This window comes from Aeromonas allosaccharophila (assembly GCF_000819685.1).
Taxonomy (GTDB): domain Bacteria; phylum Pseudomonadota; class Gammaproteobacteria; order Enterobacterales; family Aeromonadaceae; genus Aeromonas; species Aeromonas allosaccharophila.
On sequence record NZ_CDBR01000040.1, the window covers coordinates 21,117 to 34,227 of the forward strand.

The following is a 13,111-nucleotide window of genomic DNA, read 5'->3' on the forward strand; positions in this document are numbered from 1 at the left end:
TTGAGGTCTACCATCATGGATACCCCAGCCTTTCAACACCTGTTGTCACTATTTCCCCAGTTAACCCTGCGCCAGCGCCGTGTTGCTCAGCAGGAACTCACTGCCCCCCACACCATTACCTCGCTCAATACCCAGTTACCTGCATGCAGCGGCTGCCCACGTTGTCAGGCCGATGTCACCCAGCTGGCGCCTTGGGGATGGAGTCGGGGACTACGCCGCTACCGTTGCAAACAGTGTCTGCGCACAAGCTCCATCCTCACCAAGACGCCCTTAGCCAGATTGCGTAAAGCCCAGTGCTGGGAAGACTACGCGCAAGCCCTCATTGAAGGACTGACCGTCCGCCAAGCAGCGCGGCGCTGTGGGGTCAGCAAAAACACCGCGTTCCTCTGGCGTCACCGCTTCTTGCGGGCCATGGCAGCTCATCAAGCCACACGGGAAGAGGGCATCGTTGAGGTTGATGAGACCTTCTTCCTCGAGTCGTGCAAGGGGCAGTGGGGACTGCCGCGTCCACCGCGACATCGTGGAGGTAAAGGTCGAGCTCGTGGAACCGGGCCGGATTACATCCCGGTGATAGTGGTGCAAGACCGAGCAGGCCACCATGCGGATTTTCAGCTGGAGCAGATGAATGCCGAGACGGTCATCGCGGTGTTGAAGCCGCTGGTGTTACCGGATGCGGTGCTGTGTAGCGATGGTGCGGGTGTGTATGCCTGTTTCAGTAAAGAGCAGGGCGTAACCCATCAGGTAGTGCACAATCGCCAAGGCGAACGGGTGGTCGGTGCGTATCACATCCAGCACGTGAACGGGTATCACCATCGGTTGAAAGAGTGGATGGAGCGGTTCCATGGCGTGGCGACGCACTACCTGAAGAATTACCTGGGTTGGCGCAGGATGCTGGAGCGTTACGGGAGGGGCGTAAATATCAAAGCATGTTTGCATGAGGCGCTGGGGCGCCCTATGCAACACGTAATTGGTACATAGCCTTTTGTTTGACCGCTATCTTGCGTGTTTGGCGCTTATCACCCGTTACATGTCATCGAGTCGGTGTACCCCGTGCACCAGTCGGGTCAGGCGGGTCTGCTCCAGCCCGGCCAAATTCTCGAGCAAGGCGGTGGTGGCCGGTGTCGGGCACTCCCGGGCCAGATGGCTCAGCTCGCCCACCAGCTGCTCTTCCCAGCGGCATACCTGAGTGATGATATCCTGGGTCTGGACTGATGCCGGCAGCTCGAAGCGGGTAATGGCAGGCAGCATATCCTCGCTGAAACTCTGGTTCAGCCAGGTATCCCTGACCGCCTCTCCCAGCTGAGCTGCATATTCGTGCAGATGGGCACTGGCCGCATCCTCACGCCCTTGCAGATAGACCAGCAACATCCGGCTGCGTTCGCTGTCCACCTGACTGGTCAATCGCCCGTAACAGAGTCCGAGCTGGTGATGAACCTGTTCAAGATAGTGCAGCAACTCTTTGATCTGTTGGAATCTCATCGCACTGCCCTCCATGCTTGTCGGCATCATCAGTATAAAAAACAAGCGCAACCGACCCAATCCCTATCCGAGCCCCCCTTGCGCTGCATCAAGGTTGACGCCGACAAAGGGGCGGACAGGTGATCCGGTCGCGAATAGGGAACGATTTGTGCAGCTATTTGTGCAACTATGATGGCGTTTCAGGCTCGACACCTGACATGAGTGACATCGGGCTGACACACTAATAAAACCAGCGTCTACCCGATATAAACCATCTTTAATTCGGCCATATGCCAAGCTGGCGAAACAGGATCTGGATGCGAGACATATCCACCCTGATCGTTATCCACCAGACAGATATCCTTATCACTTTTTTAGACGTCTAGACGTAAAAACATGCGTTGACACGGCCATCCAGACATCTTAGCATCATCCTCCATGATGGCAGAGTAACCCAGTGGAACCTCTGCCCAATTTCCCCGCCTGTAGCGCCCTGTGCTGTAAGGCTGTTAGCACGGAAGAATCCATGATTAAGTTGAAAGGTCTCAACAAAGTCTACGGTACAGGCAGTGACGCCGTGCACGCCCTGCGTGATGTGAGTCTGCATGTACCCCAAGGCAAAATTTTCGGGGTGATCGGTGCCTCCGGTGCCGGCAAGAGTACCCTCATTCGTTGTGTCAACCTGCTGGAACGCCCGACAGAGGGTCAGGTGATTGTCGATGGCCAGGATCTGGTCGCCCTGAGCGAACGGGATCTGACCCAGGCTCGCCGCCAGATCGGGATGATTTTCCAGCACTTCAACCTGCTCGCTTCCCGCACCGTGTTTGCCAACATCGCCTTTCCGCTGGAGCTGGCAGGCTGGAGCAAAGAGCAGATCCAGCAACGGGTTGCCGAACTGCTGGCGCTGGTCGGGCTGGAAGCCCGTTCCCATGCCTATCCGTCCGAGCTCTCCGGCGGTCAGAAACAGCGTGTCGCCATTGCCCGCGCACTGGCACCGGCCCCCAAGGTGCTGCTCTGTGACGAGGCCACCTCGGCCCTCGACCCGCAGACCACCCGCTCGATCCTGACCCTGCTCAAGGAGATCAACGTCAAGCTGGGGCTCACCATCCTGCTCATCACCCATGAAATGGACGTGGTGAAAGGGATCTGTGACGAAGTGGCCATCATCAGCGACGGCCGCCTGATTGAGCAAGGCGAAGTGGCCTGGTTCTTCAGCAATGCCAAGACCCAGCTGGCCCGTGACTTCATCCACTCCACCATCCATCTGGAGGTACCGCAGGAGTATCAGGATCGAATGAGCAGCGAGCGGGTGCCGGGTAGCTACCCGCTGGTGAAGCTCGGCTTTACCGGCAGCACGGTCGATACGCCGCTGATCTCCGAGGCGAGCCGCCGTTTCAATATCGACATCAGCATTCTGAGCGCAGACATCGAGTACGCCGGTGGCGTCAAATTCGGTTTCCTGCTGGCCGAGCTGTTCGGGGATGAAGCCCAGTGCGAGGCAACCCAGCAGTTCCTCATCGACAACCACATTCAGCTGGAGGTAATGGGTTATGTCCGAAGCCATGATTAATCTGCTCATCACGGCCCTGGGCGACACCCTGATCATGGTGTTTGCCTCCGCCCTGTTCGGCTGCCTGCTGGGCCTGCCGCTTGGCGTGGCACTGCACGTCACCAAAGCGGGCCAGATCCTGGCAAACCCCTTGCTCAACCGTACTCTGGGCATGGTGGTCAACGTGGGTCGCTCGGTGCCCTTTATCATCCTGCTGGTCGCCATCATTCCGCTGACCCGGCTGATTGTCGGCACCAGTATCGGCACCATCGCCGCCATCGTGCCGCTGACCGTGGGTTGCATCCCCTTCATCGCCCGTCTGGTGGAAGGGGCCCTGATGGAGGTGCCGGACGGCCTGCTGGAAGCGGCCAAGGCGATGGGCGCCAAGCCGTTGCAAATCATCACCAAGGTGCTGCTGCCCGAGGCTCTGCCCGGCATCCTCAACAGCGTCACCATTACCCTCGTCACGCTGGTTAACTACTCGGCCATGGCCGGGGCCATCGGTGGCGGCGGTCTGGGGGATGTGGGTATTCGTTATGGTTATCAGCGTTTTGACCCGACCGTCATGCTGGTGACCGTGGTTATCCTGGTAGTACTGGTTCAACTTATCCAGAGCGCGGGTGAGCGCCTGGTCCACAAATGTGATCATCGTTAATCGTCGATTTCTGACAGGAGGTTTTATGAAATTTGGCATCAAATCCGTTGCAGCTGCGCTGCTGGCTGGTCTGGTTCTGGCCGGTTGCGGTCAAAAAGAAGAGAGCAAGGTTCTGAAAGTGGGCGCCATTGCCGGCCCGGAGACCGAGCTGGTTGAAGTGGCGGCCAAGGTCGCCAAAGAGAAATACGGTCTGACCGTCGAGATCGTCAACTTCTCCGACTACGTCACCCCGAACGTGGCGCTGAACGATGGCAGCATCGACGTCAACGCCTTCCAGCACAAACCCTATCTGGATGCGCAGGTGCGTGATCGCGGCTTCAAGCTGGTGCCGGTTGGCAACACCTTCGTCTACCCGATCGCCGGTTACTCCAAGAAGATCAAGGCGCTGAGCGAGCTGAAAGATGGCGCCCAGATCGCGGTACCGAACGATCCGACCAACCTGGGTCGCTCGCTGATCCTGCTGGCCAAACAGGGCCTGATCACCCTGAAGGATGGCGCCGGTCTGGAAGCCACCGTGCTGGATATCGCCAGCAACCCGCGCAACTTCAAGATTGTCGAACTGGAAGCAGCCCAACTGCCCCGTTCACTGGAAGATGTGGATCTCTCCATCATCAACAACACCTTCGCCGGTCAGATTGGTCTGACCCCGACCGAAAACGGCCTGTTTGTTGAAGACAAGGAGTCCCCCTACGTCAACCTGATCGTCGCTCGCGACAACAACAAGGATGACGAGAAGGTCAAACAGTTCGTCCAGTCCTATCAGACCGACGAGGTCTACAAGAAGGGTCTGGAGCTGTTCAAGGGCGGCCTGGTAAAAGGTTGGTAATTGCTCACTTGGCAAAAAAGGCCACGCAATGCGTGGCCTTTTTTATTGGCGCCGCTATCATATCCGCGAGCACGGCAACACGAACATACTCATAACATGAAAAAATGGTATCTGGCCTACTGCAAGCCAAAAGAAGAGGCCCGCGCCCGCGCCCACCTCGATGCCCAGGGTATCGAATCCTATTACCCCATGGTGGAGATCGAGAAGCTGCGCCGGGGCAAGCGAGTTCCGGTACGGGAACCCATGTTCCCCAACTATCTGTTTATCTTCGTCGATCTGGAAGAGGTGACACCGGTCACCCTGAAATCGACCCGTGGCATCAGCCGGATCATCCACTTTGGCAGTGAATGGACCCCGATCAGCAGCAAGCTGGTCTATCAGCTGATGAGCCGTGATGACAGCGACGAGGCACGAGCCTGCTACGCCAACCTGCCCTGCTCGGGCGACAAGGTGTTGATTGAAGAGGGGCCACTGGCTGGCTTCGAAGCCATCTATATGGAACCTGATGGGGACAAACGGGCGATTTTACTGGTCAGCCTGCTCAATCGCGAGACCACCAGCAGCTTCGATAACCACGCCTTCAGACGGCTGGACTAAACCAACAGTCCAAACGACCGGATAAATGGCAAGGGCGGGGTGATCCCGCCATCTCATGCCTCAAGATCAAAGCGGGCGATCACCGCCGTCAGCTTGCCGGTATCGCCAGCCAGTCTGGCCACTATCTCCTCCCCCTGCTGACTGCGTTGGCAGGATTGTCGACTGAGCGCGGCAATGTCATCGACCGTCCCGGCCACCTCGGCGGCCACCCGCGACTGCTGCTCTGTCGCCACCGAAATGGCTTCCAGCTGGCCCGACAGCGACTGCACCAGCTGGTTCATGGCACTCAGGATATCGGTCACCAAGCCGACTACCTCCCGCCCCTGCTCCACCAGCCGGGTACCGCTGCTGACGGTACTCACCGTCTGGCGAGTCTGCTGGGAGATGGCCGCAATGGTCTGACTGATCTCGGCGGTTGATTGATGGGTGCGGGTCGCCAGCTGGCGTACCTCATCAGCCACCACCGCAAACCCGCGTCCCTGCTCGCCAGCCCGCGCCGCCTCAATCGCCGCATTGAGGGCCAGCAAGTTGGTCTGCTCCGCGATCGTGGCGATCACCTCGGTGATCTGCCCCACCTGTTCGCTCTGATGCGCCAGCAGCCCCATTGCCTCGTTGGCCTGCCCAATCATGGCGGCAATTTGCTGCATAGCGTCGGTCATCCGCGCCAGCGCGGCCTGCCCCTGTCGGGTCTGCTGCTGCACCTGCTGGGCGCCACCTGCCGCGGCGGTGATATTGCCGGCCACATCCCGGGCGCTGACCGACATCTGATCGATAGCCGCCGCCACCGCATCGACCCGCTGATCCTGCACCGTCAAATCCACGACGATGGCCCGCGTGGTGCTGCCTACCTCACCACAGGCTTCTTCTACATGCCCCACCGCCCCCTGCAACTCACCTACCAACTGGCGCAGTTGGACAGACATCCGGTTGATAGAGCCAGTCAATTCTCCCAACTCATCCTGCCCCGTTATCGGCAAGGGCTCGGCCGCCAGTCGGCCATCGGCAACCTGCCCCGCCCGGGTCACCAGGCTGGCAATGTCACGGGTCAGACGGCGGCTAAAGAGCCAGGCGACCAGCATGCCAAGCACGATGGCACTGCCGGTAGCCAGCAGCAGGGTCTGGTTGATGGCGCTCCCGGCACGGGTCATCTGCGCCGAGATCTGCGCCACCTCGGCGCGAGTTTTCCCCACCTGCTGGACCAGCTGTTCACTGAGAGTGAACTGCATCGGCTCGATGTCGGTAGCCATCAGGTAGTTGGCCTTATCCCAATCCGGCGCCTGGCGCTTCTCGATCACCTGCCCCACCAGCTCGGAGAAGGGAGTCGCCATCTCTTCAAACAGCTGCCAGAGGCTCTTGTGAGTCTCGGTAAAGAGCGCGGCTTGCTGCTGCACCTCGGCCACCCGCTGCTGGTGAAACTGGTAGTAATCCTGATATTTGCTGCGGTATTCGGGATCGCCTGAGATGAGAAAATCCCGCAGGGCGGAGAGGGCGTTGGCGAGGCTGTTGTAGGCATCCCCCACCTGCTTGAGCAGCATGCGGCGATCGCCGGAGAGTTGATCCTGAGGAGTGCCAACCTCTTCATTGGCAAAGGATTGCAGCTGATCGAGCGCCGCTTCCGCCAGCGGCCCCGCCTCCTGCAGCATCAGGGTGTGGGCAGGCAGATTCTCTTCGCTCTGGGCGATGGCCCACACCTTCTCCTGATGGCTTTTGAAGGTCTCGAGAGACTGGGCGAGCGCCGGGCTGAACGTCTGATGGGCGATAGCCTGCCAGGCCGACTCCCACTCCTGCTTGAGGCGGGAGGCCTGAGCCGGATCCTTGCCGAGGATCAGATAGCCACGCAGGGCAGAGACAGTCGCCACCAGCGCCTTCTGGCTCGCCTCATCCCGCTGCAGGGCGGGCAACGCCTGCTCCAGCAGGGTGTACTGGGCCTGATTGATCTGGGTGAGCCGGTAATAGACCAGGGTGGAGGAGAGCAGGATCAGCAGGTTGATAAAACCGAAGCTGAGCAACAGCTTGCTTGAGATTTTCATGAACATCCTTGTTCAAACGGGGGGAGCTAGCCAACAGAATCAGATAGATATCAGTGTAGGCAATCTATCTTGCCAAGTCCGGTGCCAACTTGCCAACTCACTGTGCGGCATCGGGCGGGCGGAGAAAAAGCCCTGGCAGAGGTCACAGCCTAGCCTGGCCAGCAGGTTCCAGGTCGCCTCGTCCTCCACCCCTTCTGCCACCGTTTTGAGCCCGAGCTTGCGGGCCAGCTCGATACTGGACTCGATAATTGCCAGGTGCGCCGGATCGGCATGGCAGCGATCGACGAAGGAGCGATCCAGCTTCAGCTCGGTAAAGGGCAGCAGCGCCAGCTGCTGCATCGAGGAGTAGCCGGTGCCAAAGTCATCGATGGAGAGGCCAAAACCGTGCATCCGCAGCCGGGTCAGCGCCTCCAGCATGGCACCGATGTCACGAATGAAAGCACTCTCGGTCACCTCCAGGGTGATGAGGGCCGGATCCACACTCCAGTGCCGACACTGGTCAATCAGGGTCTGGCACAGACTGCCGTCATTGAGGGAGCTGGCACACAGATTCATCGACAGATTGATCGACAATCCGGTTTCCCCCCACAGGTGGGCATCACTCAACGACTTGCCAATGATGATCTCGGTCAGGGGGGCAATCAGGTCGTGCTCTTCCGCCATCGGGATAAAGAGTCCCGGCGAGATGAGTCCATATTCAGGATGCTGCCAGCGAGCCAGCGCCTCCATCCCGGCCCACTGACCCGTGGCGAAGCTCACCTTCGGCTGATACCAGGGCAAGATCTGCTGCTGCTCGATGCCGCGTTTGAGTTGATCGAGATCGATCCTGTGCCCCTCTTCCTGACGGGAGGGCTCCCGGGCGGGAGACCATGACTGAATCAGCTGTGCGAGTTGCCCCGGCCGGGCGGGCTTGTCGAGCCGCCCCAGCACATGCAGGCCATAGGCGGCGCTCATGCGCAGCACCGCCTCGACCACATCTCCCTCCAGTGCGCTGGAGAGGATGATGCCGCCGCGAAAGCCCGCCTGCGAGAGACGGCGCAGCAAACCCATGCCATCCATGCCGGGCATCCGCAGGTCACAGAGCAGGATATCGACTCTCTGCTGCTGGCAGAGCGCCAGCGCCTCCACCCCGTCCCGCGCCTCCAGCAGTTGCCGATAGCCCAGGCCGCGGATCTGATGCAACAGCGCCTTGCGTTGAAAGGTGTGATCCTCAGCCACCATGATGACCACTTCATGCTCGCGCTTGTTCATTCAGCCATAATCCTGTCTCGTAGGTAACCCGGTTGATCAGCAGATCAACCTCCTGCCCCAGCACGGCAAACTCATCCAGCTGCTTGAGCCGTGCGGCACTCTCCAGCAGTTCGGCCTGTTCGGCCAGGGCACACTCCCCCACCATGCGGGCGGCCCCCTTGATGCGGTGAGCGATCTCCAGCAACGCGTCCCCGTTGCGGACCGCCAGCGCCGCCATCATCTCTTCGCGATCCAGCAGATTGGAGGCCAGATATTCGCTGGCCATGGCTCTGGCATCCTCTTCATCGCCAAACAGCGCCATCCAGCGGGCAGCCAGCGCCGACGCGCCGGTGAGCGGCTCCGGCGTCACGGCTGCGCAGGCTGGCAGCCACTGCACCAGCGTCTGGCGCAGCGCTTCCAGCATATAAGGCTTGATCAGCATGCCGTTCATGCCGGCGGCGACCATGCGGGCCGATGCCTCCTCCGAGGTATCGGCCGTCACCCCTATGATGGGGGCCTGATCGCCGTTGGCCCGCAGGGTGTTGGTCAGGGTATAGCCATCCATCACCGGCATGTGACAGTCGGTCAGCAACAGCGAGAAGGGCTCTGCCTGCCAGGCCTGCAGCGCCTGCTCGCCGTTCTCTACCACCACGCACTCGACCCCCAGGATCCCCAGCTGGCGCTCCAGCAGGGCCCGGTTGACCGGATGGTCATCCGCCACCAGTACCCGACCGTTCAACTTGTCGGCATGTGTTGCCATCACCGGATTGACGACCCCGCAGAGCAACTCGCGGCCACTCTCCAGCAGCAGGTCCGGATAGAGAGGGGAAAGCCCCAGCCGCCACCAGCGCGCCGGGCCCAGCCGGGTGCGCAGCACCTCGTCAGGGGAGAAGACGATCCCCTTGAGCCCGGGCTGCTGCACCCGCTCCAACCAGTTGTGGCCGAGATCGCGCGCCAGCCAGCGCTCGTCGGCCAGCAGCAGGCCATTGACCCCCCGAGCCAACCGGTTGGCATCGATAGGGTGCAATTTGGCCCCCAACCGCGCCATCGTCTGTTCCAGCAGGTGGTCGTCACCGAGATACCACCACTCGCTGCCAGTCAGCGCCGGGAGATCCCAGTGGGGGTTGCTCAGCGGGATGGTGAAGCAAAAGCTGGCCCCCTCACCGGCCCGGCTATTGAGGCTCAGCGAGCCCCCCATCTTGCGCACCAGTTGATCGCAAATGGCCAATCCCAGCCCGGTGCCGCCATAACGACGATTGATATCGGAGTCGAGCTGCTCGAACGGGGTGAACAGCAGCGCCTGCTTCTCCTCGGCGATCCCGATGCCGGAGTCGGCTACCGTGATGGCGAGCTGCTGATCCCGATACCTGACGCGAATGGCAATCACCCCGCGCTCGGTAAACTTGACCGCATTGTTCAGCAGGTTGGAGACCACCTGCGCCACCCGGATGGCATCGATATCCGCCCGATCCGGCACCTCGCTCTCCCAGCTGAACTCGACTTGCAACCCCTTGCCATGGGCCTGGGCGGCATGACCACGAACCGCATCGCAAATCACCGACTGCAACGGGCTCGACTGATAATCCAGATGAAGCTGGCCCGCCTCGATCTTGGAGAAATCGAGGATATCGTTGACCAGATAGAGCAGGTTGTTGGTCGAGGTGACCACGTTGCGCAGCAGATAGCGCTGATCATCGTCCACGTTGCTCATCCGCAGCAGCTCCAGCATGCCGTGCATCCCCGAAATCGGCGTGCGAAGCTCATGGCTCATGGTGGCCAGAAAGCGACTGCGGGCCTGCATGGCCTGTTCGGCGCTGGCGCGGGCCTCATGTAACTCATACTGCTGCTGCTTGAGGGCCGTGATGTCCTGCACCATGCCGTTGAGCAGCAGGGTATCCGGCCCTTGCTCCACAAAGCTGCCTCGCACCTGGATATAACGCTCCCCACCAGAATGGGGCACCTTGACCTCCCAGTCGATAGGGGTCAGTGTTGGCGCATTGGCGGCTACCCGACGGGTGAACTCCTGCAAAGCCTCCTCACTGACACCAAAGGCTTTCCATTCGGACTTGGCGGACATCAAGGCCTGGGAGGGAACCCCCAGCGTCTCCCCCGCCCCTTGCGAGACATAGAGAAAACGCCCCTGACCCGAACGGTGCCATTGATACTGGTACACCACCCCCGGCATGCTGTCGGTCATGTCCCGCAGCATGGCCTCCACTTCGCGCACCTTGTCTTCGGCGGCTTTCAGGGCGCTGACATCGGTCAGTACGGTCAATACCCCTTGGATTTTTCCGTCAGGCCCCCGATAGGGCAACTTGACATAGACCACATGGAACTGGGAGTCATCGATCCGCCGGGTAAAGCCGGCACCTTCATACATGGCGCCAGTCTCCCAGACCGAGAGCTCTTCACGCAGCATCTGCTCCCGCTCCTCGGTCTGCATATAGCTCCAGCCATCCCCGCCGGATTCGGCGCCGATAAAGGCCTCTCGGTACGCCTTGTTGCAGAGGGTCAGGTTCTGTTGGCGATCCCGCAGTGCCACCATGCTCGGCAAGGAGTTGAGCAGCGTCTGGACAAAGGCCAGCTGCTCGTTGAGCTGTTTTTGGGCCTGTTTTCGCTGATCATTTTGCCGCTGCAGCGTCTGGTTCCAGTGCCAGAAGATGGTAAAGAACACCAGCGCCCCCCCCGCGCAGACCAGAAACCACAACACCACGGTGCGGGTATCCAGGCCGGTCTGCAGCCGCATTGTCAACCAACGGGATTCAAGCTTGTCAATTTCGTGCTGGGGGATGGCATAGAGGATCTTGGTCAGGATCTGCTGCAACATGGGGTCGGCAGGGGATACCCCCATGGCGCCGGGAAGACGCAAGTTTTGCCCGGAGTAGACCACTCGATAGCGATCTTCAAAGCCTCGCCCCAGGGCTGCTGGCAGGGTGGTCATGGTGAGCAGCACATAATCGGCCCGCCCCTCATCGAGCAGGCGCAGCAGGCGGCTGTCATCCTTCACCTCCACCGGAATTGCCCCCAGCGAGGCTAACAGCTCCTCGTCAATGGACGCATCCACAATGCCGACCCGCGTGCCTCGCACCAATTCGATGTCGGAGAGGTTTTTGCTCTCTCTCCCTCCCACGATGACGCGGTCAACAAACATGTAGTTGGGGGTGTAAATCCCCAGATGCTCACGCTCTGCCGACGGGCTCATCACCGGAATAAAGTCGATCAGGTGGCTTTTGAGCAAATTCTGGGTCTCTCGCCAGGATTCGGTACGCACCAGCGAGAACTCCAGCCCGGAGTAGCGGCGCAGCAGGGCCACCATATCGGGTACGTAGCCCACCAGCTTGCCACGATAATTGAACTCGCTCATCGAGACCCAGTGCGGCGAGATGCCGTAGCGCAAGATCGGATGCGTGCGCAGCCACGCCTGCTCCTCGGGGGTAAATTTGACCGTGGTGATCTCCCCCGATGCCGTAGTCTGCCCCCCATTGATGGCTTCAAGGATCGGACGCATATCCGTCACCGGCAGCTCGGGCATGACCCGGTTTATCAGGCTGGTGAGCCCGGGGTTGTTGCGCAGCATATTGACGGACAGGGAGGAGACCGGCGCCCACTGCGGTTTGACAATCGAGAAACCGGCATTGGGGTTTTGTGCCCGCTCCGACAATAGCGATGGCATATCCGCCAGATAGGCATCCGCCAGCTGTTGCTTGAGCATGAAGGTGGCTTCGCTGCGCCGCTCCACCGCCTTGACCGGCACCAGACCCAGCGCCTCGAGTTGGCCACAGGAGTCAGTCCCGACCATGCAGACCCATTTAAGCTTGCGAGCCTCGTCAAGAGAGAGCCGGGTGAGCGTGCGATTCAGCAGCACCCCCTGCGGAATGAAGAACGGGAAGGGCACCGAGGCTATCTGGTTTTCCCACTGATCTCCGGGCTGAAAATTGATGATGATATGCACCTTGCCCGCCTGCAACGCGCTCAGCGCCTCGTCATAGGAGGTGAACTCCTTGTAGTGCAGGGGCAAGCCGAGCGCTCTGGCGATCAGTAGCGCCATCTCGGGCACCGGACCGTTGAACCCTTGTACCGCATCCTTGTAGCTATAAGGGGGCGAGCCCATCATCGGCATACCGATGATCAGCTCGTGATGGGCCGCGCTCCACTGACGTTCGGCCTCTGTAAGCGCCAATGGATTAAGCCCTGCTTTAGATTCGCCCAGTCCCAGCACACACCATAGCAGCAGGAATATAAACTGAAATAAACGGCGAGTGCGGCTCATAACCTGAATCCAAAGAAAAGTCGGCCGCAAATAATAGAGAATTTCGCAAAATTCGCGAATGGATATTCGCGCTTTAACTTAACCACAGCTTAATCAAATGAAAATGGCAGACCGGGGTCTGCCATCAATGCCAAGAAAGGGGCCATACAGGCCCCTTCCATCAGGTTATTCGATTCCCGAGTCGGAAGCCGGTTTGATACTCCCGCTCGCGAACGAGGGAGATCTGACCCTGATACCCTTCCAGCCCGATATCCCTGAGCAGGGCGGGTGACAGATTGACCTGCACGAGACGACGCTCGACCCGGGCAATCCTTCTCTGGACCAGGGATTCAACACTGCGCAGTAAAACCAGTTCGATAGACATGACATTCTCCAGTAGAACATGCGGTTCTCCCGGAGAAAGTGGATATCACCCTGCGGGACGAACCGCGGGTGATAAAAAGACAGGGGTTACCTGTTTACGCCACGCGGTAAAAGAGCACGAGATTTCACGCCG

The 13,111-nt window shown here is 60.0% G+C and carries 10 protein-coding genes; 5 read left to right on the plus strand and 5 right to left on the minus strand.

The genetic code is table 11. The features are described from left to right. The first annotated feature begins 15 nt into the window (after nt 1–15). A complete protein-coding gene (locus tag BN1115_RS08345) occupies nt 16–978 on the plus strand; it encodes an IS1595 family transposase (RefSeq protein ID WP_042656798.1) in 963 nt (320 codons plus the stop codon). A 45-nt stretch (nt 979–1,023) separates the two neighbouring features. Here the strand turns inward: BN1115_RS08345 and BN1115_RS08350 are convergent, their stop codons facing one another. Continuing rightward, a complete protein-coding gene (locus BN1115_RS08350; protein WP_042656799.1) occupies nt 1,024–1,479 on the minus strand; it encodes a hypothetical protein in 456 nt (151 codons plus the stop codon). Nucleotides 1,480–1,984: 505 nt separating this feature from the next. On the opposite strand from BN1115_RS08350, the gene metN reads away from it, so the two are divergent. The 4 genes from metN to rfaH all read left to right on the plus strand — a co-directional run bounded on the left by metN (nt 1,985) and on the right by rfaH (nt 5,085). Beyond that, nucleotides 1,985–3,028 (plus strand): methionine ABC transporter ATP-binding protein MetN, encoded by a 1,044-nt coding sequence (metN, locus tag BN1115_RS08355; RefSeq protein ID WP_042656800.1) that lies wholly within the window; start codon nt 1,985–1,987, stop codon nt 3,026–3,028. Further along, on the plus strand, nt 3,009–3,662 hold the full coding sequence (locus BN1115_RS08360; RefSeq protein ID WP_042031786.1) for a methionine ABC transporter permease: 654 nt from the start codon (nt 3,009–3,011) through the stop codon (nt 3,660–3,662). Before metN ends, BN1115_RS08360 begins: the two co-directional genes overlap by 20 nt. A 25-nt stretch (nt 3,663–3,687) precedes the next feature. Beyond that, entirely contained in the window at nt 3,688–4,488 is an 801-nt protein-coding gene (gene metQ, locus BN1115_RS08365) for a methionine ABC transporter substrate-binding lipoprotein MetQ (protein WP_042059915.1), read from the plus strand. Between the two features lie 96 nt (nt 4,489–4,584). Next, a complete protein-coding gene (rfaH, locus tag BN1115_RS08370) occupies nt 4,585–5,085 on the plus strand; it encodes a transcription/translation regulatory transformer protein RfaH (RefSeq protein ID WP_042059913.1) in 501 nt (166 codons plus the stop codon). 53 nt (nt 5,086–5,138) lie between these two features. Here rfaH and BN1115_RS08375 read toward each other — a convergent pair whose 3' ends face one another. From BN1115_RS08375 to BN1115_RS08390, 4 genes are all read right to left on the minus strand, one after another. Next, nucleotides 5,139–7,115 carry a HAMP domain-containing methyl-accepting chemotaxis protein gene (locus BN1115_RS08375; RefSeq protein WP_042656801.1) on the minus strand — a complete coding sequence of 659 codons (1,977 nt, stop codon included), beginning with the start codon at nt 7,113–7,115 and terminating at the stop codon, nt 5,139–5,141. 39 nt (nt 7,116–7,154) lie between these two features. Next, nucleotides 7,155–8,366 (minus strand): EAL domain-containing response regulator, encoded by a 1,212-nt coding sequence (locus BN1115_RS08380; RefSeq protein WP_042656802.1) that lies wholly within the window; start codon nt 8,364–8,366, stop codon nt 7,155–7,157. Then, nucleotides 8,347–12,615 carry an ATP-binding protein gene (locus BN1115_RS08385; protein ID WP_050070500.1) on the minus strand — a complete coding sequence of 1,423 codons (4,269 nt, stop codon included), beginning with the start codon at nt 12,613–12,615 and terminating at the stop codon, nt 8,347–8,349. The genes BN1115_RS08380 and BN1115_RS08385 overlap by 20 nt, the downstream gene beginning before the upstream one ends. A gap of 160 nt (nt 12,616–12,775) precedes the next feature. Then, on the minus strand, nt 12,776–12,979 hold the full coding sequence (locus BN1115_RS08390) for a hypothetical protein (protein WP_042059910.1): 204 nt from the start codon (nt 12,977–12,979) through the stop codon (nt 12,776–12,778). Nucleotides 12,980–13,111 lie beyond the last annotated feature (132 nt).

Coding starts and splice junctions, on each gene's coding strand:
- BN1115_RS08375 (WP_042656801.1), bottom strand. CDS start 7,115: ATGAAAATCTCAAGCAAGCTGTTGCTCAGCTTCGGTTTTATCAACCTG.
- rfaH (WP_042059913.1), top strand. CDS start 4,585: ATGAAAAAATGGTATCTGGCCTACTGCAAGCCAAAAGAAGAGGCCCGC.
- BN1115_RS08385 (WP_050070500.1), bottom strand. CDS start 12,615: ATGAGCCGCACTCGCCGTTTATTTCAGTTTATATTCCTGCTGCTATGG.
- BN1115_RS08345 (WP_042656798.1), top strand. CDS start 16: ATGGATACCCCAGCCTTTCAACACCTGTTGTCACTATTTCCCCAGTTA.
- BN1115_RS08350 (WP_042656799.1), bottom strand. CDS start 1,479: ATGAGATTCCAACAGATCAAAGAGTTGCTGCACTATCTTGAACAGGTT.
- BN1115_RS08380 (WP_042656802.1), bottom strand. CDS start 8,366: ATGAACAAGCGCGAGCATGAAGTGGTCATCATGGTGGCTGAGGATCAC.
- metN (WP_042656800.1), top strand. CDS start 1,985: ATGATTAAGTTGAAAGGTCTCAACAAAGTCTACGGTACAGGCAGTGAC.
- BN1115_RS08360 (WP_042031786.1), top strand. CDS start 3,009: ATGTCCGAAGCCATGATTAATCTGCTCATCACGGCCCTGGGCGACACC.
- metQ (WP_042059915.1), top strand. CDS start 3,688: ATGAAATTTGGCATCAAATCCGTTGCAGCTGCGCTGCTGGCTGGTCTG.
- BN1115_RS08390 (WP_042059910.1), bottom strand. CDS start 12,979: ATGTCTATCGAACTGGTTTTACTGCGCAGTGTTGAATCCCTGGTCCAG.